26 protein-coding genes are annotated in these 25,551 nt (G+C 31.5%); 8 read left to right on the top strand and 18 right to left on the bottom strand.

Going from position 1 to position 25,551, the window contains the following annotated elements; translation table 11 throughout:
- Positions 1 to 54: 54 nt before the first annotated feature.
- The 11 genes from NZ841_07910 to NZ841_07860 form a co-directional block, all read right to left on the bottom strand.
- Positions 55 to 1,791 (bottom strand): diguanylate cyclase, encoded by a 1,737-nt coding sequence (locus NZ841_07910; GenBank protein MCS7202682.1) that lies wholly within the window; start codon positions 1,789 to 1,791, stop codon positions 55 to 57.
- Positions 1,792 to 1,794: 3 nt separating this feature from the next.
- Positions 1,795 to 2,400 carry a chemotaxis protein CheC gene (locus NZ841_07905; protein MCS7202681.1) on the bottom strand — a complete coding sequence of 202 codons (606 nt, stop codon included), beginning with the start codon at positions 2,398 to 2,400 and terminating at the stop codon, positions 1,795 to 1,797.
- An 11-nt stretch (positions 2,401 to 2,411) separates the two neighbouring features.
- The gene (locus NZ841_07900) at positions 2,412 to 2,759 is read right to left on the bottom strand and encodes a response regulator (protein ID MCS7202680.1); all 348 of its coding nucleotides are present in this window, start codon (positions 2,757 to 2,759) and stop codon (positions 2,412 to 2,414) included.
- Positions 2,740 to 3,822, bottom strand: a complete 1,083-nt coding sequence (locus NZ841_07895) for a chemotaxis response regulator protein-glutamate methylesterase (GenBank protein ID MCS7202679.1) — start codon at positions 3,820 to 3,822, stop codon at positions 2,740 to 2,742. The genes NZ841_07900 and NZ841_07895 overlap by 20 nt, the downstream gene beginning before the upstream one ends.
- Positions 3,809 to 4,645: a protein-glutamate O-methyltransferase CheR gene (locus tag NZ841_07890; GenBank protein MCS7202678.1), complete on the bottom strand. Its 837-nt coding sequence runs from the start codon at positions 4,643 to 4,645 to the stop codon at positions 3,809 to 3,811. The genes NZ841_07895 and NZ841_07890 overlap by 14 nt, the downstream gene beginning before the upstream one ends.
- Entirely contained in the window at positions 4,642 to 7,341 is a 2,700-nt protein-coding gene (locus tag NZ841_07885) for a HEAT repeat domain-containing protein (GenBank protein ID MCS7202677.1), read from the bottom strand. The genes NZ841_07890 and NZ841_07885 overlap by 4 nt, the downstream gene beginning before the upstream one ends.
- Positions 7,342 to 7,357: 16 nt before the next feature.
- The gene (locus NZ841_07880) at positions 7,358 to 9,244 is read right to left on the bottom strand and encodes a methyl-accepting chemotaxis protein (GenBank protein MCS7202676.1); all 1,887 of its coding nucleotides are present in this window, start codon (positions 9,242 to 9,244) and stop codon (positions 7,358 to 7,360) included.
- Positions 9,225 to 9,692, bottom strand: a complete 468-nt coding sequence (locus NZ841_07875; GenBank protein MCS7202675.1) for a chemotaxis protein CheW — start codon at positions 9,690 to 9,692, stop codon at positions 9,225 to 9,227. The genes NZ841_07880 and NZ841_07875 overlap by 20 nt, the downstream gene beginning before the upstream one ends.
- The gene (locus tag NZ841_07870) at positions 9,685 to 11,625 is read right to left on the bottom strand and encodes a chemotaxis protein CheA (GenBank protein ID MCS7202674.1); all 1,941 of its coding nucleotides are present in this window, start codon (positions 11,623 to 11,625) and stop codon (positions 9,685 to 9,687) included. The genes NZ841_07875 and NZ841_07870 overlap by 8 nt, the downstream gene beginning before the upstream one ends.
- Positions 11,612 to 12,367, bottom strand: coding sequence for a response regulator (locus tag NZ841_07865; GenBank protein MCS7202673.1), 756 nt, complete (start codon positions 12,365 to 12,367; stop codon positions 11,612 to 11,614). The genes NZ841_07870 and NZ841_07865 overlap by 14 nt, the downstream gene beginning before the upstream one ends.
- Positions 12,368 to 12,458: 91 nt before the next feature.
- Positions 12,459 to 13,097 carry a response regulator transcription factor gene (locus NZ841_07860; GenBank protein MCS7202672.1) on the bottom strand — a complete coding sequence of 213 codons (639 nt, stop codon included), beginning with the start codon at positions 13,095 to 13,097 and terminating at the stop codon, positions 12,459 to 12,461.
- Positions 13,098 to 13,172: 75 nt separating this feature from the next.
- Here NZ841_07860 and NZ841_07855 point away from each other — a divergent pair, with 75 nt between their 5' ends.
- The 5 genes from NZ841_07855 to NZ841_07835 are packed head-to-tail and all read left to right on the top strand — an operon-like array spanning position 13,173 to position 15,541.
- Positions 13,173 to 13,865 (top strand): hypothetical protein, encoded by a 693-nt coding sequence (locus NZ841_07855; protein MCS7202671.1) that lies wholly within the window; start codon positions 13,173 to 13,175, stop codon positions 13,863 to 13,865.
- Positions 13,866 to 13,868: 3 nt separating this feature from the next.
- On the top strand, positions 13,869 to 14,420 hold the full coding sequence (locus NZ841_07850; protein ID MCS7202670.1) for a DUF6036 family nucleotidyltransferase: 552 nt from the start codon (positions 13,869 to 13,871) through the stop codon (positions 14,418 to 14,420).
- On the top strand, positions 14,407 to 14,622 hold the full coding sequence (locus NZ841_07845; GenBank protein MCS7202669.1) for a hypothetical protein: 216 nt from the start codon (positions 14,407 to 14,409) through the stop codon (positions 14,620 to 14,622). Before NZ841_07850 ends, NZ841_07845 begins: the two co-directional genes overlap by 14 nt.
- 11 nt (positions 14,623 to 14,633) lie before the next feature.
- Entirely contained in the window at positions 14,634 to 15,119 is a 486-nt protein-coding gene (locus tag NZ841_07840) for a flavodoxin (protein ID MCS7202668.1), read from the top strand.
- A 26-nt stretch (positions 15,120 to 15,145) separates the two neighbouring features.
- The gene (locus NZ841_07835; GenBank protein ID MCS7202667.1) at positions 15,146 to 15,541 is read left to right on the top strand and encodes a MerR family transcriptional regulator; all 396 of its coding nucleotides are present in this window, start codon (positions 15,146 to 15,148) and stop codon (positions 15,539 to 15,541) included.
- Between the two features lie 6 nt (positions 15,542 to 15,547).
- Here NZ841_07835 and NZ841_07830 read toward each other — a convergent pair whose 3' ends face one another.
- The gene (locus NZ841_07830) at positions 15,548 to 16,201 is read right to left on the bottom strand and encodes a sensor histidine kinase (protein MCS7202666.1); all 654 of its coding nucleotides are present in this window, start codon (positions 16,199 to 16,201) and stop codon (positions 15,548 to 15,550) included.
- Positions 16,202 to 16,289: 88 nt separating this feature from the next.
- On the opposite strand from NZ841_07830, the gene NZ841_07825 reads away from it, so the two are divergent.
- Positions 16,290 to 17,642, top strand: a complete 1,353-nt coding sequence (locus NZ841_07825) for an HD domain-containing protein (GenBank protein MCS7202665.1) — start codon at positions 16,290 to 16,292, stop codon at positions 17,640 to 17,642.
- On the opposite strand, the gene NZ841_07820 is transcribed toward NZ841_07825, so the two are convergent.
- The 6 genes from NZ841_07820 to NZ841_07795 form a co-directional block, all read right to left on the bottom strand.
- Positions 17,626 to 18,552: a response regulator gene (locus NZ841_07820; GenBank protein ID MCS7202664.1), complete on the bottom strand. Its 927-nt coding sequence runs from the start codon at positions 18,550 to 18,552 to the stop codon at positions 17,626 to 17,628. The two genes, NZ841_07825 and NZ841_07820, sit on opposite strands and share 17 nt — an antisense overlap.
- A gap of 93 nt (positions 18,553 to 18,645) precedes the next feature.
- Positions 18,646 to 19,920 (bottom strand): esterase-like activity of phytase family protein, encoded by a 1,275-nt coding sequence (locus NZ841_07815; protein MCS7202663.1) that lies wholly within the window; start codon positions 19,918 to 19,920, stop codon positions 18,646 to 18,648.
- 25 nt (positions 19,921 to 19,945) lie between these two features.
- Entirely contained in the window at positions 19,946 to 21,271 is a 1,326-nt protein-coding gene (gene ugpB / locus NZ841_07810; GenBank protein ID MCS7202662.1) for a sn-glycerol-3-phosphate ABC transporter substrate-binding protein UgpB, read from the bottom strand.
- 82 nt (positions 21,272 to 21,353) lie between these two features.
- Positions 21,354 to 22,223: a sn-glycerol-3-phosphate ABC transporter permease UgpE gene (ugpE, locus tag NZ841_07805; protein MCS7202661.1), complete on the bottom strand. Its 870-nt coding sequence runs from the start codon at positions 22,221 to 22,223 to the stop codon at positions 21,354 to 21,356.
- Complete coding sequence (locus NZ841_07800; GenBank protein ID MCS7202660.1) at positions 22,213 to 23,103, bottom strand: ABC transporter permease subunit; 891 nt, start codon at positions 23,101 to 23,103, stop codon at positions 22,213 to 22,215. The genes ugpE and NZ841_07800 overlap by 11 nt, the downstream gene beginning before the upstream one ends.
- A gap of 184 nt (positions 23,104 to 23,287) precedes the next feature.
- Positions 23,288 to 23,776, bottom strand: coding sequence for a methylglyoxal synthase (locus NZ841_07795; GenBank protein MCS7202659.1), 489 nt, complete (start codon positions 23,774 to 23,776; stop codon positions 23,288 to 23,290).
- Between the two features lie 521 nt (positions 23,777 to 24,297).
- On the opposite strand from NZ841_07795, the gene NZ841_07790 reads away from it, so the two are divergent.
- Together NZ841_07790 and NZ841_07785 are read left to right on the top strand one after the other, a co-directional pair.
- The gene (locus tag NZ841_07790; GenBank protein ID MCS7202658.1) at positions 24,298 to 24,516 is read left to right on the top strand and encodes a HEAT repeat domain-containing protein; all 219 of its coding nucleotides are present in this window, start codon (positions 24,298 to 24,300) and stop codon (positions 24,514 to 24,516) included.
- Positions 24,516 to 25,550 (top strand): ADP-ribosylglycohydrolase family protein, encoded by a 1,035-nt coding sequence (locus NZ841_07785; protein MCS7202657.1) that lies wholly within the window; start codon positions 24,516 to 24,518, stop codon positions 25,548 to 25,550. Before NZ841_07790 ends, NZ841_07785 begins: the two co-directional genes overlap by 1 nt.
- Position 25,551: the final 1 nt, after the last annotated feature.

Here is a 25,551-nt window from a genome sequence, read left to right as displayed (position 1 = left end):
CTCTTTTTTCCTTGGGAAGATTAAAAAAGGTTTTCTTAGGCAGATCCTATCACCTCATTTTTTAATTCCCTTTTTTCTTCTTTTTTCCTCATACATTAATTTATCCGCTTTTTCTAAAAGATCCTCAAGGGGCATAGACTCTTCTGGATCATGAACTATGAGCCCCACACTAAGGGAGATTTCATAAGGTCTTTCTTCTTCTTCATTAAATTTTCTCACATTCGCCATAAGTCTTTCAATTATTTTTTCTTTATGATTTTCCTCACCTATTACACCAAGAACCACAAATTCATCTCCTCCAATTCTTGCAATAAGATCATTTTGTCTAAAGGTTTTTCTCAAAATATTTGCAGTATCAATTAAAGCCTGATCTCCCACATTATGCCCTAAGTTATCATTTATCCACTTCATATGATCAAGATCTATGAATAATATTATGGCTTTTTTATTTAATCTTCTTGCAAGTCCTAAAGTATGTTCAGCAAGGGTAAGAAATCCCCTTCGGTTATAAAGTTCTGTAAGAGCATCGGTTATAGATAAGATCTTCAATTCTTCTTCTAACTGTTTCCTATAAGTAATATCTAAAATAGTTCCTAAAATAGTGGGCTTTGACTTGTAATGTATATTAACCATAGATATTTCAATATAAATGGGTTGATTATTAGACTTTCTTGCCTTAAATTCATCAATAATATAATCTAAGCTTCTTTCTAGAACCATATTATATCTTTCTCGAAATCTTTCCCTATCTTCCTGGGAAATAAAATTTATAAAATCTTCCAAAGTTTCTATTATTAAAGGATATGCAAATAATTCTACAAATCTGGGATTTACATATATTATTTTTTCTTCCTGAATCATGAATACTCCCACAAGAGACTGCTCTGCAAGGATTCTATATCTATCCTCAGACTCCTTTAAAGCAGAAAAAAGCCTCGCATTATCTAAGATTAATGCTCCCTGCATGGCTATGGTTTCTAAATTAAGAATATCATTCTTTTTGAAGGCATTTCTATCAAAGGATTCTAATAGTAGAACTCCTAATATATCTTCTTTTCCTAAAAGGGGAAGGGCAAGAAGAGAGTTAGAAGAAGGTTCAAGACAAATTATTTCTGTCTCTTTTATATTAGGAATATATATAGTTTTCTTTTCCTTTATAGCTTGGTTTATAATACAATTAGGCTTATTTAAAATTTCATTATCTATTTCTAAATTTACCGTGGATTTTTTTAATGTTAATTTTCCATTTTCTTTTAAGAAAAGGGCAACTATTGGAGCATTACTAAGCTTTATTACACCATCAAAAATCTTCTCGATACATTCTTCAAAATCTAAAACAAAGATTGATTTCTGGATATCATTTAATATGCTAAGATTTTTTATTTGTCTTTTATAAATCTCCTCTTTTTTGACTCTATCTGTTACATCCTCTATTACAGTTATTACTCCCTTTATTTCTCCATCATCCATTAGGGGAAAAATTTGGGTAGTTTGTTGCATATATTCTAAATCCTCGTCCTCTATTTTTATTGGAATAAAATATTTATGAAATCTTTGGGCTAATATAATGGATCCTCCCTCTAGAGCTTGAAGATAATAACTCTTAAATTTCTTAAGCTCAGGAAATATTTCAAAAAGATTTTTGTTTAAAACCTCTTCTTTTCTCTTTTTTGTATTTATTTCCAGCCATCTATTCCAAAAGATAATTTTAAATTCCCAATCTACAGCAAAAACTCCCCAAGGTATATATTCTTCAATCCATTGATAGTAGCTTTTTAGATATTCTTCCATTTTCTAACCTAATTTATCTAAGGATTCTAAAAGTTTCTCTAGGGATGCCACTCCAAGAATAATCACTAAATAGCCCTTTATGGAACTATCTTTTATTCTAAATCTTGTTACTGCAATAAGGGCATATTTTAATTCCTCTTGGGATATAACAAGGGTATCTAAAATTGCATTTAGCTCATCTAAATGAATTTTGGGAACTGAAAAGGTTATATGTAATTGAAGAAGGTTTCCAAACATACCAAGACAAGCATTAAGAAGAATATTTCCTAATTCCATTATTACTTCTTTTAAGGATGGAGTTAGATAATCTACTTCTATTTCTTCTTCTCCTGCTACGATACTTGCAAGTCTTACTGCTCCATGATAATCTAACATAAGTAAGGCATCTCCAGCCACAGGACCAGTAAATATTTGATGTACTGTTGCCACTTCTCCATTTAATTCTTCCCCTAACTTTTTACTTATATTTTCTATGGGAAGAATATCAACTTTAGGTGGTTCAAGAAGAATTCTATCTCCTGTTAATTCTGAAAGGGAATTTGCTGTCCTTGAGAAGGCAATGTTAATGAGCTCTGTAAGAGCATCTCTTTGTTTCTCTGTTAATAGCATTATTTTTCCTCCTAAACCTTTCTAAGGACATCTAAAATTTCTTCCTCATTGAAGGGCTTATTTATAAAAGCAAAGGCACCTTTTTCCAATGCAAGATTTTTTGTCTGCTTCTGGATATCTGCAGAAGCTACAATTACCTTTGCAGAGGGATCTATCTCTTTTATTTTTTCTAAAACATCAAGTCCATATAATCCTTCCATGGTAAGATCTAAAAATACTACATCGGGTTTTTCCAGATAATATTTTTCTAAACCTTCCATACCACTTCCTGCTTCTATTATTTCATGATTCTCTTTTTCTAATATTTTTCTTAATAATCTTCTTGCAAGAGAAGAATCATCAATTAAAAGAATTTTCATCATATCCCCCCGTCACAAAATTAATAATTTCCTCTGCCATTTTATATAGAGGAACAACCTTATCGGAAAGTCCCTTTTCCTCTACAGATCTAGGCATCCCATATATAATACACGTTTCTTCAGCTTCTGTAAAAATTTTTCCTCCCTTTGATTTTATAAATTCTGCACCTAAGGTTCCATCATTTCCCATTCCAGTCATTATCACTCCCAAAACCCTTTCCCCAAAAACTTCTCCTGCGGATCTAAAAGTAATATCTATAGACGGCTTGTGTAAGGTATCAAAGGGCTTAAGATCAAGCTTTATATATACCTTTTCTTTTCTTACAAAAAGCATATGTTTTCCTGCAGGAGCAATATAAACTTTGCCCCTTTCCAACAGCTCTCCATCTTTTGCTTCTACTACCTCAAGTTCCGCTATTTCATTAAGTTTTTGGGCAAAAAGCTCGGTATATCCTACTGGCATATGTATAACCACTGCAATGGGCACTGGAAACTCTTTAGGAAATTTAGGAATTAAATATCTTAATGCTTGAGGTCCTCCCGTAGATACCCCTATCACTATTATATCTACTTTTGTTTTTATTAATTCTTTCTTTACTTCTAACTTTTCAGGTGGCTTCTCTATTAATTTTTCAACCTTAGTTAGAGAAATTTTACTTGCATTCTTTACCTTCCCTATCAAATCTTCAGATATTTCATAGATTTTTTCCGTTGCAAGAGCAGTAGGCTTTTGAACAATATCTACAGCACCTAAATTTAAAGCCTCTATAGCAAGTTCTCCAGACTCACTGGCAATACTTACTATTACCACTGGAATAGGCTTTCTTTTCATCTGTTCCCTTAAAAAGGAAATTCCATCCATATTGGGCATGATTAAATCTAAGGTTATTACATCGGGATTTAGCTTTTCTGCAAGCTCTAAGGCTTCCTCTCCATCCCTCGCAGTTCCAACCACTTCAATAAAGGGACTCTTAGATAAAATATGAGTTAGAGTTTTTCTTACAAAAGCAGAATCATCCACTATGAGAACTTTTATAATTTTATTTAAATTATCTTTTGACATATACAAAAGCTCCTCCAATTATCTGAAGATCAAAGGAATGAGAAAATCTCAAGAGAGATTCTGCAGAACCAACAAACAAATATCCAGGATTTTCCATATTTTCCTCAAAAACCCTCAAGATTTTTTGTATAATATCATCAGAAAAATATATAAACACATTCCTACAAAATATTATCTTCGATTTAGCTAAATCTTTAATTTCCTCTTCTTTAACTAAATTTGCCCTTCTAAAAATTACCCTTTTATGAATTTCTGGAATTATTCTAAATCCATTTTCTTCTTTTGTAAAATATTTATTAATTAATTCTTTGGGGAAATTTCTAAAGGATCTTTCCTTATAAATTCCTATTTTAGCTTTTTCAATAGCGGAATTACTTATATCAGTCCCATATATCTCAATATACATTTTCTCAAACCAATCCTTTTCCTTTAGCATTATAGCAATAGAGAGAGGTTCTTCTCCTGTGGCACATGCAGAACTCCAAATTTTTATGTGTTTTATCCCTTCCTGAGAAATTTTAGGAATTATAATATCTACAAGAGCTTTGATCTGATCTATCTCTCTAAAAAAGTAAGTCTCTTGTACCGAAAGGGCATCTGCAATTTTGTCCCATTCTTCTTTTCCTTCGGGATCATATTTCAAATAGTAATAATAATCTAAAAAATTGGAGAAATTTCTTTCCAGAGCAAGAGGAGAAAGTTTATCCGCCAAGATATCCTTCTTAGAATCATCATAAAAAATACCTATATTTTCCTTTATAAGATCCCTTAGGAGATAGAAGGAATTGCCAGGAAAATCTAAGGCTTCCTGAAAAAATCTCATGCCTTTTTCCTCTCAAGATTGGTTTTTATAATTTCTATAATCTCAGGATCCTTTTCTATTTTAAGATGTTCTCTAAGTAGATTTTCTCCTTCATAGGATCCAAGATTCTTAAGGGATAGTATTGCTTGTATTCTTATCTCCTTATCTTCATCTTTTAAAAATTTTTCAAGAAGGGGATAAACTCCTAATTTTTTCCTCTCCAAGGCTAAAATTAAAGATTTTTTTACTGATTTATGCATTTGGGATACATCTTCCAAAAGAATAGAAATCTTCTCCAAAGGAACCTGGGTTAGAGCTTCTACACAAAATTCTCTTTTAGAAGAATCCATAGCTAAGGAAAGAATTCCTTTAAGGCTTTCTTTTGTACCAATATTAATAAGAGCTAATAAACCTTCTTTTATTATCTCTTCCTTTTCTTCTGTCGCTATAGCCCATAAAATGTTTCCTACTATAGAGCTATCTTTTTTATTCCCCAAAGCCCTCAAAGCTTCCCTCTTAATCTCTCCTTCTTGGGAAAGAAAGGGAAGAAGAAGGGAAATAGTTTCAGGATGATCTATATTCCCCAAAGCTTTAATGGCATTTATAACTAAATCCTTATCTTCAGAACTTAAAAAGGATTTTAATAGAGGAATAGATTCTTTCTTTCTCAGCTTTCCTAAAGATTCTATAACTACAGCCTTTACTAAATTAGTTTCTTCTTTCTCAATAAGGGAAGAAAGGATCTCAAAAAGATTAGGAGGATTGTGGAAAACAAGGGATTTTACCCCATAATATCTTACCCAGGGCGAAGAATCTTTCAAGGCTTTCTCTATTAGAGGTATTGCTTTTTCTTGCTCTAAAAATATTAAGGATTTAGCAATAACTTCCCTTACCTTTCTTTTCTCTATATCTAATCCCCTATTAAGAATCTCTGGAATTCTTTCATCTTCAAAAAACACTATATTCTCATATATTGCCTTTCTTATTTCCTCATTCTCCTCTTCTATTAAATTAAATATCTCTTCTTTACATTCCTCATAGCCAAAATATCCTGCTATTTTAATTGCGGACTCTTTCTCCCATGGATTTTCACTTCTCAAAAGCTCCTTAATTTTCCTTAGCATTTCTGGATGTCCTAAAGAGTTTAATGCTGAAATTACTGCCTGTCTTATATAGGGATTGGGATTTTTAAGCATATTAATTAGGGGTTCAAAGGCTCTCCTATCTCCAATTTTTGCTAAAGCTCCAGCACTTACCACAGCTAAATCTTCATCCTCTAAGGTCTCAATAAGATAGGGGACAGCAGAACTATCTCCTATTCTTCCTAAAGCAATTACAGCAGAAAGCCTTATCTCTATATCTTCATCCCTTAATTTTTCTATAAGTAAGGGAATTATATCCTTTCCATATTTTACCAATACATTTATGACTTCACTCCTTATATTTGGATTTCCAATAAACTTAACAATAGTTTTCTCCAAGACTGGATCCTTGATATATCCCAATAACAGAATTAAATTCTTTAAATCTTCCTCTTTTAAATTGTATAAATGGTCAATTATATTTCTTAATCCAAAGGGAGTGATTTTATCTCTAAATAATTTTCCAATATATTCTCCTTCAGATATTTCTTCATATCTTCTATATATTTTGCCTAAAGCTACTAAGATGGACTCTATATTCTCAGTATTTTTATTAAGATAATCCACTAAAATCTCAAAGGAATCTTCGTCTCCTATCTCCCCTAAAAGTTCTATTGCATAAATGGAAAACAAATCTTCATAAAGAAGGGGATAAATTTTAGGAAGAATTACAGGATCCTTTATCTCTTTTAAAGCTTCTAAAGCAGGAATACAAAGATAAAAATCTTTCTTCTCAACAATATCTAAAAGATATGGGATTGCTTTTTGAGATTTCCTCTTTCCCAATCCCTCTATGGCAGAGAAAACTACATTGGGATTTTTATCATCAAGAGCCTTTATCAGTAGATCTTCTGCTCTTTTATCTTTTTGATTTTGAAGAATCTGTACCGTATATAACCTTAAATCAGGGTCAGGATGAGAAAGCATATGGGAAAGGGCATCTATAATATCTAAGTCAACAGAGGATAAAATCTGGATAATGCTGTTTAATACACTTAAGTTTTGATATTTCTCTTTCATTTTTATTAATAATTCCTCTACCATTTCCTTTGATGATTTTTTTAATTCTTCTACTGCCAATTTTCTTACTCTCCAGTTTTCATCTGAGATTACTTCTATCAAATCTTCTTTATGAGATAATCTTTTTACTGCTTCAAGCCTTATCTTATCATCGGGATTTTTTAAGTCTTCTTTTAACTTAAGTTCCTCTTCCAAAATTGGAGTAACGTCTTTAATGGTTATTACAAGTCCCAATATTTCATTCTCCTCCTTTATAGGTGATATGGTTACTAGCTGTTGCATTCTATGGAAATATTTTGAAGGGAATTGAGGCTTAACAGAGAAAAAGTAGTGATGAATCCTCGTGGAAAGGACTCTTATCATTCCAGAATTTAAGACTTCTTCTAAAAATATGGTAAGTTTTCTTTCTTTAATCTCTGGAAAAATTTCTGTAAGAACTTTTCCCAAAGCATTTTCCTGAGATATCCCTGTGATTTTTTCAATCCAAGGACTCCAGTAGGTAATAACAAGATTTCTATCGGTAGTGATAATACCTATTTCAAGATTATCTTTCATTTTTCCTCCAAGGATTTTATTCTTTACCCAATTCTCCTACTAATTTTTTTATACCAGAAATACTTCTGAAAATTAAGTTTAAGTTTTCCATATTTCTTTTATTGGAATCTGCAATAAGTTTTATCTGTTTTGAGATATTGCTTATAGCGGATAAGGTATTTTTATTAGATAAAACTTGCTCTGAAATTCCCTTTCTGATACCTTCAAGTTGTTTCCTAATATCTTCCACTGCAATAGAAATTTGAGAGGATGCCATAGCTTGTTCCGATAAGGCTTTACTCACGTTATTAATTATCTTAGAAAGCCTATCTGTTTCTCTTGAAATTTGATCGCTGGCTATACTTTGCTCCTGCATAGCTTTTGCAGTGGAAAGGGATATTTTTCTCATGGAATCTACTGCCTGAACAATCTGAGAAACTCCCTGAGATTGTTCCGCTGTAGCTTTTTCTACTTGACTTGCAAGACGAGCAGTAGTCTGCCCTGATCTTAATATCTCCCTAGCAGTCTTTGATTGTTCTTGCATGGCATTTACCATTTCCTTTGATATTCTTCTTATATTATTTATATTTTGTACAATATTGTGAGCTGTTTTTGTTTGTTCCGAGGTAGATCTTGCAATTTCTTCCGCCTGTTTAGAGGTAATGTTCACACTATTTACCACATTCTGTCCCGCAATAAGTTGTTCTTCACTGGCTCTTGCTATTTGAGAGATCATCTTTGTGGTTTCTTCCACACCTAAGAGAATTCTTTTTAGAGCATTTGCCCCTTCCTCAGAAAGATAGGTACTCTCTTCCACAACTTTTAAGCCTTCCTTTGATGCATCTACAGCCTCTTCCGCTACAGCCTGCAAGTTTTTTATAATTTTAGCTATATCAGAAGTTGCCTTTGTGGATCTATCCGCAAGATTTCTAATCTCTTCCGCAACAACAGCAAAACCTCTTCCTGCCTCTCCTGCCCTTGCAGCTTCTATGGATGCATTAAGGGAAAGGAGGTTTGTCCTTTCTGCAATCAAATCTATGGTATCTACAATCTCTGTAATTTCGCCTGCTCTCTTTCCCATCTCCTTTATAACGGAAGATATCTGATCCATTACCTGCTTTATCCTATTTATACCTTGAATAGCTTTTTCAACAGTAGCTCCTCCTTCCTTTGCCTCTTTCTCAAGAGTCTTTGATATTTCATCTGCCCTTTTTGTTATATCCACAACAGATTTTATAGACTTTTCCAACTGAAGGGCACTAGTAGCACTATTGGATACTGCCTCACTTATATCCTTTGTACTCTTTGCTACACTATCAATAGATCTTGCCATCTCTTCTATGGATGTTGCAATTTCCTCCACTGAAGCTGAAAGATTTTCAATGGATGCAGTTACTTCTTCTATGGAGGATGCCATTTCATTAATAGAGGATGTGGTTATATCAGCGGAGTTTGATAATTCTTTTGCATTTTCCGCCACACCCTGGATTGATCTGGAAATCTGTTCTATAGAAGATGCAGTCTCACTTACGGCAGTAGCTAAGGATTCTACATCGGAACTTACTGTTTTTATAGAGTTTACCATCTCTACCATACTTGCGGATAATTCTGTAGAGGATGATGCTATTTCCTGAGCCATCTGGCTAACACTTTGAATAGATTGGGAAAGCTCCTCAATACTTGAAGAAATTTCTTCAACAGAAGTAGAGAGACTATCAAGATTTTCTTTCATTTCTTCTATGGATGCGGTCATCTCATTAGCGGAAGATACCAATTCTTCTGTAGATCTGCTTATACTTTCCGCCTGTTCAGTGGTATTTCTAAACTCCTCGGTAAAACCTCTTAATCTCTCATCTAAATCCTCAGTTATTTCTATCCCCGTAAGGTTTTCAAGATTTATCTCATCACTTTTTTTCTTCTTCACTTTCTTTCCCTCCCTCTTTTAAAATCTCCTCTAAATTTAAAATTAAGATTAATCTATCTCCTAAGTTAGCAACTCCTTCTAAAAATCTTTCTGAAACTTCAAATATATCTTCAAAGGATTCCTGAATCTTATCCTTAGAAATTGTAGTGTATTCCCTTGCAGAATCCACAATAAGCCCTACTTCTCTATTCTTAACTTTTACTACTATCATTCTTGTCTTAATATTGAAATGAATTTTCTCCATTCCCAATCTTACTCTCAGATTTATAGCAGGAATAACCTTTCCTCGGGAAAAAACCACTCCTTCTATATAATTGGGAACATTAGGAACATGGGTAATATTTTCTATCATCTCAATCTGCTGAATATATTTACTTCTTATCCCATAATAAGTATTTCCCAATTGAAATATTACATAGGAATTATCCTCATCAAGCTTATTAAACACCTTCTCTCACCTCTCTTCTTAAAAGTCCCTCCACATTTAAAATTAGTACCACCTTTCCATCTCCAAAATCTGTTGCTCCTGAGATAGCAGGATTTTCCAAAATGATAGGATCATTAATAGGTCTTATTACTGCCTCTCTTATATTTATCACCTTATCTACTATAATTCCCCATTCTTTGTTTTCCTTAATAACTAAAAGCACATAATATTTATTTTTATTATTTTTTGATAATTTAAAAACATCGGAGAGAAACACCAAAGGTATACTTTTATCTCTATGGGAAATAATTTTCATGCCTCGAAATTCAACAATATCTTCCTTTCTTATCTCTATAATCTCTCTTATGGAAGATTGAGGAATGGCATATCTTTCTGAAGAAACCTCTACAATTATCGTGTCCAAAATGGCAAGGGTAAGGGGAAGTCTTAGAGTAAAGCAAGTGCTTTTCTCATTACTTCTTAAAGAAAGTTTTCCTCCAAGCTCCTTTACAGTATTTCTAACTACAGCCATTCCTACTCCCCTTCCACTGGCTCTATCCGCTTCATCCTTTGTAGAAAAATCAGGAGAACATATGATATCTAATATTTTCTCCTCGGAACTTACTTCTGATTTGTCCCTTATAAGTCCAAGCTTTAAAGCTTTTTCAGCAACTTTTTCGGTATCAATGGGTCTTCCATCATTTTCCACTTCTATTACCACTTCTTCTCCTGATGTATAGGCTCGGAGGTATATATTTCCAGTAGGATCCTTTCCCTTTTTTATTCTTTCTTCTTCTCCTTCAATTCCATGACTTATGGCATTTCTTACCAAGTGAAGAAGAGGCTCCACAATTCTTTCCACAATATATTTATCAATTTCTGTTTCCTTTCCCGATATATGCAAATTTATCTTTTTGTTACTCTCTCTAATCAAATCCCTTATTACAAATTGCATCCTTTCAAAGGCTTCTCCTATGGGGATAAGTCTTACTCTCATAAGACTTTCCCTTAATTCCCTTAAATGTCTTTCCAAGGATCTATTGGTCTCCAAAAGATTTCTATATATATGGAGAGGGAGATATTTTTCTATTTCCCTTAAATTCTCATGAAGCCTTGATCGAGCAATTACAAGCTCTCCCAATATTCTCATGAGTTCATCAAGCTTAGAAAGATCTACTCTAATATAGGATGTAGCCTGAGATGTTATAGATGGTTTTTCCTTTTTTTCCTCCTTGGAAACAATCTTTTCTCTCAAAAGATAGAAATCAACCTCAAGTTCCTGTAAAAATTTAAGTTTTTCTTCTTTATCACAGGCAACAATGAATTCAAAATACATTCTTTTATTCTCATCAATCTTAGGGGACACTTTAATAATCTCTGAAACTTCTGAAAGCTTTTCCCTTATAAAATCTACATTAATACCTTTTTCTGAAAGCTCTTGAGAAGGATAGAATATTACTTGAAATATGCTTTTACCTTCTTTAGTTTTTTTATCAAAGAGATCCTCTAATTCCCTTTCCATCTTTATATTCTTTTCTTCTTTAGGAGAATTTTCTGAAAGAAGTAATTTTAACTTATCAAGGATAGAGGTTAGATCAGGAATTTCTTTCTTCTCTTTTTCACACAAAATAACTTCCTCCAAATATTTAACTCCCTCTCTTAATATTGCTAAATCCTCATCCTTTAAAATCTTTTTTCCAGATTTTAGGAGCTTTAAATAACTTTCTAAATCGTGGGAAAGATTTTCTGCAGAAGATATTCCTACCATCGCGGAAAGTCCCTTTATTGTATGAAAACTTCTAAAAAGCTCATTTACTATACTTTCATCTATCCTTTCCTTTCCAAGAAAATCTTCTAAAATTAAAATATTCTTCTTTATGGATAGAAGATGCTCTTCACACTCAGCAAAGTAATCCTTTAATATGGATTCTAAAAATTCTTTATCCTCCCCCATGATAAGCTCCTAAGTTTAAAAATTCTTTCACTTTAGAAATCAATACCTCAGGATCAAAGGGCTTTGTTATATAATAATTTGCTCCTTCTTTTAATGCGGTTTCCCTCATCTCCTCATCTCCCCGAGTGGTGAGAATAATCACAGGCAAATCCTTATAATTATCATGACTTCTTAAGAATTTCAGCACTTCCAAACCATGCATATCGGGCATGTTAAGATCAAGAATCATAAGATCAATATTTTTAAGAGCAAGTTTTTCTAAAGCAAAAAGACCACTCTCCGCCTCTTCAAAGATTAAATTAGGAATTTTCGAAAGAATCGTAATCACCATCTTTCTAATAGTTTTAGAATCATCTACAATTAAAATAGTTTTCATAGTTTTCTCCCCTAAGATTTTATTGATAATATCTTTTACTCCTGAGAAAAACTCTGATTTGGAGATAAAACCATTAGCTCCTATTTCATAACCTGCTTTTTTATACTCTTCATTATCATATAAGGTAAGAATTACAGTTTTTACATGATTGTTTATTTTTTTTATTTCCTTTATTGTTGAAAATCCATCCATCTCAGGCATTATAATGTCAACAAAAACTAAATCAGGCTTTAAATTCTTAATTTTTTCAATTCCCTCTTTCCCTGAAAGGGCAAAACCAATAACTTCAATCCCCTCCTCCTCCAATAATTTAATTGCAGAATTTATAAAATCCTCACTATCATCAATTAAAAATACCTTCACCATGTTTTTTATCTCCTAATTAAAGAAAATAAAAAAGAGGAAAAAAATTTTCCATAGGAAAATTTCTGAGAAGAGGATAGGAAAAAGTAGGATTTTATTCTAGCTTAATTAATCCATATTTTATTGCAAATTTTACAAGACCTGCTAAATCATAAATGTTTAATTTCTCCATAATTTGAGATTTGTGGGTTTCCACAGTTTTTATACTTATACCAAGCTTATGGGATATTTCCTTTGCAGAATATCCTTCCGCCAAAAGCTTCAATATTTCCTTTTGTCTCTCTGTTAGTACATCTAAGGGATCTTTAACCTTTTCTAAATAATCCTTTACTAATATATTAGAAATTTTAGGACTTAAATATATTTCCCCCTTGAATACTGATCTAATTGCAAACTCTAATTCCGAAAGAGAAGAATCTTTTAATATATATCCCTTTACTCCATATTTTAATGCGGATCTAACATACTCCTCGGAATAATGCATGGATAGAATAATGACTTTTGTATTTTCAGAAATCTCTTTTATTCTTTCACAAAAGCTTAAATTATTCACATTGGGCATGGAAATATCCAATAGAACAATATCAGGGTCAAGAGTCTTTAATTTATCTATTAGTTCCTTACCATCTCCCACTTCCCCAACAACAAGCACATCAGGAATCTCTCTAAGAAGAGCTTTTATCCCCTCTCTTACCAAAGTATGGTCGTCTGCAATCAAAACTTTTATTTTCATAAGTCATTTTTATTATAATCAATTTTTAAGATTAAAAAATATATGATAAAATAGCTTCATGAGGAGCTTAAAATTATGGCAATTCCAAAAGAAGAGTTATATCCAATAATAAGAGAAATTGTCCTTCAAGAGCTTGAAGAAAGAATTCCCCTTCATAAAGAGATTGTGGATCTAAAATCCGCAATCGAAAGGCTTATCTTTGCTCAGGAAAGAACAGAAAAAAGAATTGAAGAACTTGCTGAAGCTCAAAAAAGAACTGAGGAAAGATTAGACGCTCTTGTTGAAGCTCAAAGAAAAACCGAAGAGGAGATTAGAGAACTTACTTTAGTTTTAAAAAACATGCAAAGACAAATTAATGGAATATCAAAGGAATTAGGCGGATTATCTCACGTTGTTAGATTCCAACTCGAAGATAGAGCCTATAGATCTCTTCCCTCTCTTTTAAAAAGAGATTTTGGAATTGAAGTAAAGGAAAGATTAGTAAGAAAATTTATCAAAAATAAAAAGGGAGAGAATATGGAAATAAATATCTTAGGAAAGGGAGAAAGAAATGGAAAAGAGATTTATATAGTAGGTGAGGCAAAGGCAAATCTTTCCATAAGACATGTTATTGATTTTATTGACAGATTAAAGGATATTAGAGAGGTTATAATAGGAGAAATTTTCCCCATTGTAGTCACTTATATGACAGAACCAGAGGTAGAAGAATTTGCAAAGAGCAAGGGAATTTATATCTATTATTCCTACGATTTTGAGCCTATTTATTAAATTGTGGCTTTAAAAGAATCCTTTGAAAAATTAAAAAATATTGAATTACCCTTTAAGAGAAGAATTTATTTCGTTGCTCTTTTAACTACCCTTTTAAAAGAAAAGAATATAACCCCTATAATAGTAGGAGGAAACGCCCTTGAATTCTACACCCTTGGAAGTTATTCCACGGAAGATATAGATCTTGTTTGTAATGGTATTGAAGAGGTTGGAAAAATCTTAGAAGGTTGGAATTTTAAAAAAATAGGAAGGCACTGGTATAATCCCGAGATAGATATATCTCTTGAAATTCCTAGTGAAATTCTTGCAGGAGATTATAATAGACTCACATTAGTTGAAATAGAAGGAATGACTGCATATATAATTGGGATTGAAGATCTGATCATAGATAGATTAAATGCCTGTTTTTATTGGAAATCTCAGCAGGACTGTGAATGGGCAAAGGAATTAATTCTTTTATATAAAGATGAAATTGACTGGAATTATTTAGAGAATAAATCCAAAGAAGAGGGGGTCTATGAAAATCTTATTAAGTTAAAAAATGAGAAAATTTAATTTTGATGATCATTTAAAAAGAAAGAAGGATTTTACGATTCTGAGGCTTGAAAAGGGAAAAAGAAAACTTCCAAGAGGAAAAGAAAAATCCTCTGAGGAATTGAGAATTATTATGGAGTTGATTAAAAAAAGATTTGAGGATATGATTAAAAAGGGAAAAATTGAGAAAATAGGAAAGAGAAAGTGGAGAATAAAACTTTAGTAAGTTAAATTATGGATAAAAATATTCTTATAGCTTTTTATAGCTGGTCGGGAAACACAAAAAGAATAGCGGAATTAATTCATAAGGAAGTAGGAGGAACCCTTTTCGAAATAGAGCCTGAGACTCCTTATCCTTCCTCCTATAATGCCACAGTGGAACAGGCAAAGAAGGAAATTAAAGAAGGATACAAGCCTCCAATTAAAGGAAAAGTTGAAGACTTTGAACTCTATGATGTTATATTTATAGGAACTCCCAATTGGTGGAGCACCATTGCACCACCTGTTGCCACCTTTTTAACTCAATATGATTTCTCAGGAAAAATTATTGCTCCCTTTTGTAGTCATGGGGGAGGAGGACAGGGAAAGATTATAAAGGATATAGAAAAACTTTGTCCCAATTCTAAAATATTAGAAATTTTCAGTGTATATTATGGAGGAGATAAGAATATAAAAGAAAAAATATCCTCATGGTTGAATAAGATAGGAATAAAATTGTAATATAATAGTTAAGGAGGTTTTTAAAAATGAAAATCTCTGAGGTAAGTAAAAAATATGGAATTTCTGAGGATACCCTCCGATATTATGAAAAGATAGGCTTGATTCCTAGAGTTCATCGTAATAAAAGTGGAGTTAGGGAGTATACCGAAGAAGATTGTAGATGGATTGAGTTTATCAAATGTATGAGAGAGGCTGGAGTACAAATAGAAGCCTTGGTAAGATATGTAAAGCTATTTCAACAGGGAGATAAGACTATTGAGGAGAGAAAAAAGATTTTAATGGAGCAAAGGGAACAACTTATATCCCGTCTTAAAGATATTCAAAAGGCTCTTGATAAGTTAAATTTAAAGATTGAGGCTTACGAGACTATAATAGTTCCTGCAGAAAAAAAGTTAAAAGGAGAAGAAAAAGTAAGTCTTTAAGAAATCTTAGATTTCAAGAGATAAGGTTATCTTTATTTCCGTTCCTTCTCCTTTTTTACTTTTAATTTCCATATTTCCATTAAAAAGTTCCACCCTTTCCTTTATTCCTAAAATTCCAAGGGCTCTCCCTTCTTTTATTTTTTCCCATATGTTTTCCACATCAAAACCAATTCCATCATCCTTAATGGTTATTAATATGTTTTCTCCTTCTTCTTTTATTTCTAAGAATATATTCCTTGCTTGGGCATGTTTTATAATATTTGTTAAGCCTTCTTGAATTATTCGGAAAATATTTATGGAAAGATCTTTATTTATTTTTTCCTGTTGGAAGTTAAAAACATATTCAATGTTAAGATTATTTCTCTTTTTTTCCCTCTCTATATACCATTTCAAAGAAGAAAGTAAGCCCAGATCATCCAAAAGAGAGGGGCGAAGATTTAGGGATAAATTTCTTACCTGTTCGATAGTTTTATCTATTAAATTAATACTATCATCTATGTAATTTACCAATTTAGGATCAATTTTTCTTCTAAGAAGTTCCAAATTAATTTTTATTGCAGTAAGGGCTTGACCAATTTCATCATGAAGTTCCCTTGCAATTTTCTTTCTCTCTTCTTCCTGAGCCTTCATCAAAAACTTACTTATATTTCCCTTCTCCATATTTTTATTTTACCTTAAAAAACTGATATATAAAAAAAAGTTTTCAATATGTTATAATCATAAAAAAATATAGTATTTTAGAGATTTTATGAAAGATTTTTTAGAAAATATAAAACATGGCGTTATTGTTATAAATTCTAACAATAAAATAATAAAATGTAATTCTGTCTTTGAAAAATTGTCAGGATATCAAAGGGAAGAAGTTGAGAATAAATTACTTGTTGATGATATTCTAGGAGATTTAAATCTATTAGAAGAAAGGGATTTTGAAACCTTTTTAAGAACAAAAAAGGGAGAGATATTAAAGGTCTTTGTTAATATTTTTCCCCTTAGTGAAAATTTAACTGTCCTTTCCCTCTATGATATCTATAAATTAAAAGAGACATATAATAACTTTAACCTGTTTTTTAATAAGTTTAATATTCCCCTTGTAGAGCTTGACGTTTCGGAACTTTTTCAATATTTTAAGACTTTAAAAAAGGTTATGGGAAAGGAACTATACAGATATTTTGATGTCCATCCCGAATTAGTATACGAAGTTGCTAAAAGAATAAAAATTGTAAATGTAAATCAAAGCTTTAAAAAGGAATTTTCTGATTTTGATTTTAGAAATTTTCAAGAAAATATTTTTCTTTATCTTAACGAGAGTAGTTTAGATATTATAAAAGAAGAGATAAATAAATTTTATAATGGTAATTTAAATTTGAATTTTGAAGTTCAAGCCTATAATCTACTAGGAAAGCCAAGAGATTTGAATATAAATATTTTACCTATAGAAAATGAAAGAGTCTTAGTCTCTATTGTAGATGTAACTCAAAGAAGAGATATAGAGAGAAAACTTTATGCGAGTATACATAAGCTAAACAATATTTTTACTCAAGTAATTATGACCCTTTCTTCTATTATGGAGTATAAAGATTCTTATACCGCTTATCATCAAAAAAGGGTATCGGAACTTTCTCAAGAAATTGCCAAAGAAATGAATCTTCCAAAGGATAAAATAGAAGCTATTAAAACTGGAGCCCTACTTCATGATATTGGAAAAATTTCCATACCTGGTGAGATTTTAAATAAGCCTGGAAGATTAAGTGTTCTTGAGATGAATATTGTTAAGACCCATCCCATTAATGGATATAACATGCTTAAAAATATTGATTTTCCATCCGAAGTTCTTGAGATAGTAGAAGAGCACCACGAAAGACTTGATGGATCAGGATATCCCGAAGGTCTTAAGGATAAAGAAATATCTCTTCCAGTAAGAATTGTTTCCGTTGCAGATGTAGTAGAAGCCATGGTTTCCCATAGACCTTATCGTCCTCCCTTGGGAATTGATAAGGCTTTAAAAGAAATAGAAGAGAATAAAGGAACTAAGTACGATGAAAATGTGGTAGAGGTCTGTATAAAACTTTTTAGAGAAAGGGGCTTTAAATTTTCTTTATAGTAATAGTAAGCTGAATTGCAGGTTTTTCATTATAGATTATGGGAACCCCTATACACTCCAATTCCACTTCTTCATCACATATATTCCCCTTAATCTTACATGTTCTTTTCTCTTTAGGAGAGAGAAGTACTTCTCTTAACTTTGCTATTTCCAAAGGGGATAGTTTGAGAAGCTCAAAAAGATTTTTTCCTATGATTTCTTCTTTATCCTTCTTTAAAAGGAGAGAAACATAAGAATTTGAAGTTAGAATTTCTCCTCCTATATCCTTTACCACAAAAAGGGGTAAGGGAATTCCCTCGATAAGATATTCATATTCTTTATCCTTTTCATAAAGAAGCTTTAACTCTTTATTTAATTTATTAATTTCTTCCTTTAATTTTTCAATCTCTTCGTTTTTTTCTAAATATTTTTCATAACTCTGAAGAAGTAAATTCAATATTTGGATCTGAGTGGTATATAATCTGTATCTTTTTCCCAAAATATTTATTTCAATTACAGATTCGATGGTACCTAACTTTTTTAATTCCCTACTGGAAATTAAAAATTGAAGGGTAGATATAAGATATTTGGTATCGAAGGGCTTTGTTATGAATCCATCCGCTCCAACCTCTAAACCCCTAATAATATCCTTAGGATCTGAAAGTACTGTCAATAGAAGAACAATTATGTTTTTTAATTTTTCATCGGATTTAATTTTTCCACATAATTCATATCCATCAATTCCTGGCATTACAATATCGGAAATTACTACCTGAGGTATTTTTGTTTTTAACAATTCTAAAGCTTCTTCTCCACTTAAAGCAACAAAAGAAGAATATCCATAGTCTCTCAGGATTTTTCTTAAGTATTCCGCCTGAGTAGGAGAATCTTCAACTATTAATATATCTCTTTCTTCTTCTGAGGGGATCATTTTTTTAGATTATATTATAAAAACTTTTTTAAGAGATATCAATATAAGTTTAAGGGAGGAAAGAAATCTCTCTCCTCCCTTAAAGTAATTTTATTAGTCAATAGAAAGAGGTAATTTCAAAATCCAAAGCTCAAGTATCTCTTCGTTTGAAACAATTTTAAAATTTTCGGTTATGTCTCTCAAAGTATCTTTTTCCCATATTCTTCCATTAATAAGTTGAGGAGATTTTAAGGTTGATAAATTACTTTTTACTCCAAAATCATTATCATTTAAAATTGCGAGTGTATCCTTCTGAATCAAAGCAAGTCCTTCACTTTTTTCAAAATTATATCCTAAGTTTCTTAGATCAATTATTTTTGTTTTCTTAACATAGAATCTATTCTCTATTTTCTTATCTTTTGTCTGACTCTCATCAAGAGTTTCAGGTATTGGAACTGCAGAATTTAGATCTATTAAGTAGATTATATTTTTATAACCCGAAGAAAGTTTTCCCCTCTCTAGGACTAAAAACTTTCCTTTTCCAAGGCTGGCCATATCTCCTATCATTCCATCACTGTATTTAGAATAGTCCTCATCTAAAGGATAGGCGTACATCTTTACTTTCTTGTCATCAAGGTTGAATTCAACTATTCTTACAAAATTTGCATTATTTTTAGTTTTTCCCTCTATATCTAAAGTACTTTGCACAACAACATATATCTTACCATCTTGAAAGGAAATAGCCTCAAATCCCCTATTTGGCTGTCTCCATTTCAAGATTTCAGGAAGTCCTTTTCCAGGATAAAATCTTTCTAAAATTCTATAAGTTTTGGGGTCAATTTTAATAATACTTGGACCGTATTCTTCACATATCCAAATAAATCCTTTATCATCAATAGTTATTCCCTCAGGATCTAGCCCTAAATCATCAAAATTTATTATTTTTAATTTTTCATCCAAAGGAATCTCTCCCGTAGAACCTATCTTATTCAGTGGTAAAGGTTTTCCTGTTGATTTCTCCCCATTTTCATTGTAGATTTCATAAAATTTATCTACATAACATTTATTGTTTCTTATCCTTAAATAGCCTATCTGGGGTGAAAACTCAGGTACTAAAAAGATTTTACTTGGATATAATTTGTTATCTAGAAGTATATCAGGAGAATCCACATTAGGTCCTCTATCAGTTATAGACAAGAAGACTAAATCTTCTCCTTCTTTTCCAAGGAAATATATTCCAGAACCAAAACTTATATTGTATTTTTCCTTTAAAAAAGGTGTATCAATTTTATACCTATAGACTTCAGTTTTTTCTCCAAAGTTTTGTCCTAAGATAAATATTATTAACAAAGATGCCAATAATATTAATCTTGATAAAACTCTATACATAATAGTTTATCCCCCTATTTAGATACTATTGCTTATAAATCTCCTCAAATTCTCTTAAAATCTTATTGCCTCTTTCCATTATATTATTTATAGTGGATCTTACATCTTGCTTGTTTTGGAATAATTTCTCAACTTCCTCGTAAATCACAATTCTTATAGCTGGAAGATTTCCGAGTCTAAGCCCTCTTGTGTTAGGAGTTGGATTTGTCCTTGTTAATTGAACAATTGGAATCTTCCCTACAGGATTTTGTTTATAAAAATCCTGTTTATTAGCATATTCATATCCTCCATAGGTAACAGGAACATATCCAGTAACCATATGCCACCATCCATCTATTTCAGGTCTTTTTAAGTAATTGAAGAAATCAATAACTCCTCGGTATTCTTCAGGATTCATATTAGGTCTTCTCATAACCCAAAGGGAGGCTCCACCAATTATTGAGTTGTATGGTTTACTTAAAAAATCATCATAATATGGTAAGAAACTTGCTCCCCATTTAAATTTAGCGTTAGCAGATATACTAGCATATGCAGCGGAAGATTCAATTATCATAGCAACTTCCTCTGAGAGAAATAAACTCCCAGGAGCAGAGTCTCTTCCTCCGTATATGAATAAACCTTTATCACTCATCTCCTTTAGATTTTCAAGATGTTTGCGATATAAAGGATGGGAAAAGGCAAGTCTTGCGTCAAGTCCTAAAAATCCATTCTGTCTTGTTGCAAAGGGAACATTGTGTATAGCAGAAAATTGTTCAAATTGGGTCCAAGAAAACCATGTGCAAGTAAAACCATTTTTAGCAGCCTTTGCTTTTACAATTTTATCTGCGTATTCCATTAACTCTTTCCAGGTGGTTGGAGGATTATCTGGATTAAGACCTGCTTTTTGAAAAGCATCTTTGTTATACCATAAAATAGCAGTAGAACTATTAAAGGGCATAGAAGCCATTTTCCCATCAGGATAGCTATAGTAGTATCTTATCGTAGGGATAAAATTATTTACGTCAAGCTTTTCTCCAAAATCTTTATAAAGTTGATATAATGGATATATAGCATCCTTAGCATACATCATAGTAGCAGTACCTACTTCAAAAATCTGAGCAATATGAGGTGCCTTACCAGCTCTAAAAGCAGCTATAGTCTGAGAAAGAACATCTTGATAGGATCCTTTATATACTAACTTAACGTAGTATTTATCTTGAGATTTATTATATCTTTCTACGTGCTGAGTAAGTAGATCTCCTAATCTACCTGAGAAGGCGTGCCAAAATTCTATTTCTATCTTTTTTGAAGACTGAGTGAAGGAAACATTTAAAATAAAAAGAGTTAAAATTAAAATCACAATCTTCTTCATTATATTCTACCTCCTTAAATTTTATATAGTAATGGAATCTTAAAGTTTTTCTAAAAAATTTATCTAGACTTTTTCACCCCCTTCACTTTTCTATATCTACAAGTCCTTTTATCAGCCATTTTTGGGCAATTATAGTAATGAAAAGAGGAATAATTATGGCAATAATCGCGGAAGACATTATTAAATTCCAGTCAGTCATACTATCTGCTCCTCCAATCATCCTTGCTATACCTACAACAATGGGTTGTTTTTCTGGCTCTGTTAATACTAAAAGAGGCCATAAATATTGATTCCATCCGTAAATAAACATAATGACAAATAATGATGCAATATTAGGTCTAATGAAGGGAATAATAATACTGAATAATAAAGAAAAAGGACCTATTCCATCTATAAGAGCAGCCTCTAAAACCTCTTTGGGTATACTCTTAAGAGATTGTCTAATAAGAAGTGTACCTGTAGCAGAAACCATTAGTGGTAAAACTAAACCTTGATAAGTATTGATAAGGTTAAAATCTGAAAGAACTTTATAGGTAGAGACAATTCTAACTTCTAAAGGCATCATTAGAGTAGAGAATATTATCCAAAAGAAAAAATTCTTAAAGGGAAGACTAAAAAATTCAATAGCATATGCAGAGAGAATGGATAGAGTAATCTTTCCCACTGAAACTAAGATGGCCAAGATAAAAGAATTTAATAATAAGATTTTTATAGGAACACCCTTAACTCGTTGTCCAGATCCTAAATCCCAAGCCTGTTTATAATTTTCTAAAAATTTATTTCCAAAAGTTAAAGACATTTTTCCCCTACTAATTGTAGGTGTATCATAGGTTGATGCTACAAAAGCTACATATATGGGGAACATAATAAAAAGAACACCTAATAATAGAACTAAATAAGCAAAGTAATTTTCTCTAATATTATTCTTGAATTTAAGAAGTTTAGATTCCATGATAATAAATTCTCCTCTCAAAAAATCTAAGCTGTAAATAGGTAAGTAAAATACCTATAAAAAACAATATTACTGATTGAGTAGCTGAATTATTAAGATCAAACTTTGTTATCCCATCAACATAAGATTTATAAATGAGAGTCTCTGTGGCTTTTGCTGGACCACCCTTTGTGAGAGCATCAATTATACCAAAAGTTTCAAAAAGGGAAAAAATTAAATTCATTATCAAAAGAAACAAAGTTGTAGGAGAAATAAAGGGAAAAATAATATGCCAGAAAATTCTTTTAGAATTTGCTCCATCAATTTTAGCAGATTCTATAAGAGACTTAGGTATTGATGTAAGTGCAGCCAAATAAAATATAAAATTATACCCAATCTGAGCCCAAGAAGAAACGAATATAATTAAAAATAAGGCTTGTCCTCCATTTAATATATAATTCCAGTCATATCCAATACTTTCCAATAATCTTGAAATGATTCCAATGGATGGTTGAAAAATAAAAACCCAAACTACCGATGCAACAGGAGGAGCAATAGAAAAGGGCCATATTAATAACGTCTTAAACAATTTACTGTTATAAATAGGCTTTTCAACCATAAGAGCTAAAAGAAGAGAAATTGGAATTGTTATAAAAACTATAGAAATAGATATAACAGTGGTCACAAAAAGAGCATTCAAAAAATCTTTACTTGTAAATAAATCTATATAATTTTTAAACCAAACAAACTTTTGATTTATACCAAAAGGATCTGTTTGCTGAAAGGATAATACAAAAGATTCCCATATTGGATACAAGAAAAATAATATTGCAAATATTACTTGAGGTAAGAGAAAAATTAATGGGACAAACTTATTTTTAAATAGAACTCTACTTTTCATATTCAATAAGCTCCTTTCAAGCAGAAGTATAGAGGGCTAATTTTAAATAAGCTTTAAGAAAATATTAAATTTTGACTTTAATAAGTTAAAGAAATTTTAAAGCTTTAATGTAAGGCAATACTTAAAAGGGTTTAAAGGTTTTGTAAAGATTTAAAAGTTATGAGGAAATATTTAAAAAAGAAACCTAGTATATATTTTCTCCTCCATTCTCCATCAACTTTATCTTTCTATGTACATAATCGGAGTAATCTTGAACTAATCTTTCATACTCAGTATTCATTAAAGGGGAAGAGATAAGAAAATCTGCTGTTGCTCTATTACATGCTATGGGAATATTCCATACCACTGCAATACGCAAAAGAGCCTTTACATCGGGATCATGGGGCAGAGGTTCCAAGGGATCCCAAAAGAATATGAGAAAATCTATTTCCCCCTCTGCTATTTTGGCTCCTATCTGTTGGTCTCCTCCCAAGGGACCACTATATAGTTTATTAATCTTCAATCCCAATTCTTTTTCCAAAATATCCCCTGTGGTTCCTGTAGCATAAAGTATGTGCTGAGCTAAAGTGCCTTTATTAAATTTAGCCCAGTCCAGTAATTCTTGCTTTTTATTATCATGAGCCACTAAGGCAATTCTCTTTTGTTTTCCCATTAAAATTTTTTTATATTCCATTATTAAATCCTCCAAGAATATTAATATTTAATAATCATTATATCAAAAAGAAAATAATCTACTAGCACTTGGTATGGACATAGGTGCCACTCTTAAGAAATATAGATAAATTCTTAGTAAATAAGCCATAATAGGCAAATTTATATAACTTTCAGAGATAGATAAGTAATATTTTCTTTTAAAAAATATTCATGTCTTCTATAAGAGAAGTCAGTTCTTTTTAGCTTATTAGATAAAGTTTTAACTTCCTGTTTATATCAAGGACAGTGAGCACAGTCTTAATTCTTTCTATCTTATTATACTGGCGCATATCTCACTAACTATTTTGCTAAAAGAAAAATAGTTTTTATGCACCAGATTTTATCTTTCTCCTTCTAAAAAAGATCTTTATCTTTAATAATTGCAGATAAAGGATTAAGCTATTTGGAATATGAGAAATAGGTAAATATAGAAGAACTGATTAAAGTCATAAATCATAGTGATCCAAATATAAGAAGACTTGGATATAACAGAGAAGAGATATAAATCCATTTGTGCGAGAAGCATCCGCCTATGCTCTAGGAGAGATAAAAGATCAAAGAGCAATAGAAGCACTGATACTAATATTAAATGATTCCCATTTTAATGTAAAAGATGCTGTAATAAGATTCCTTAGAAAGATTACAGGCATTCATTTTGACTATAATATAAACAAATGGATTGAATGGTGGGAAAAGAATAAATATAAATTCTTAAAATAATGTTTAAAAGTGAACTTCTAAAAAAATTTAGGGGATGTCTTATTGGGGGAGCTATAGGTGATGCTCTTGGCTATCCTGTTGAATTTTTAAAAAGAGAGGAAATTCTTAAAATATATGGAAATGAGGGAATTACAGATTTAATAGTAAAAGATAACAGTAATTCAGAATTTTCAGATGATACTCAGATGACTCTTTTTACCGCAGAAGGAATATTAATCTTTGAAAATTATAAAATTATAAATAGTTCATATGTTGATCACAAAAAAGTTATGTATCATTCTTATCTGAGGTGGCTTTATACTCAAGGTTTTCCTTTAAAAAACTTTGAGGAGATAAATGTTGGATTTCTGATAAAAATAAGAGAACTTTATAAGATAAAAGCCCCTGGAAAGACTTGCATATCCGCTCTTTCTTCTGGAAAAATGGGCACTTTAGATAATCCTATAAACAATAGTAAGGGATGTGGAGGAGTTATGAGAATTGCACCTTGTGGGTTGGCATATCCTAAGAATGTTGCTTTTGATATGGCTGTTGATTTTTCAGCAATAACCCATGGACATCCTACAGGATATTTGGCAGGAGGTGCTCTAGCTTATTTTATTTCTGCTATAATTGATGGTTTAGATTTAGAAGAAGCCTTAATGGAAGTCATTTCTAAGCTGAAGAATTGTAAAAAAAGTGAAGAACTTGTAGAAGCTCTAATTGAGGCCTATAAACTTTCTAAGAGTTCTCTTGGAGATATTTCTGCCATACCTAAATTAGGACAAGGGTTTACAGGGGAAGAAGCCTTATCTATATCTTTATATTGTGCTTTAAAATATAGAAACGATTTTAGAAAAGCTTTAATTTCTGCTGTAAATCATGATGGAGACAGTGATAGTACTGGAGCAATAACAGGTAATATATTAGGAGCCTATTTAGGAATTGATAACATTCCTAAAGAATGGATCCAAAAGATAGAACTTAAGGATGTTATTTTAAAGATTGCCGATGATTTGTTTGAGTTAAGTCAAAAAACAAGGAGAATATATTAAA

Origin of the sequence: Dictyoglomus sp., assembly GCA_025060475.1 — a bacterium.
In the GTDB taxonomy this organism is placed as follows: Bacteria; Dictyoglomota; Dictyoglomia; order Dictyoglomales; family Dictyoglomaceae; genus NZ13-RE01.
This window is presented reverse-complemented; position numbering and strand designations above follow the sequence as displayed.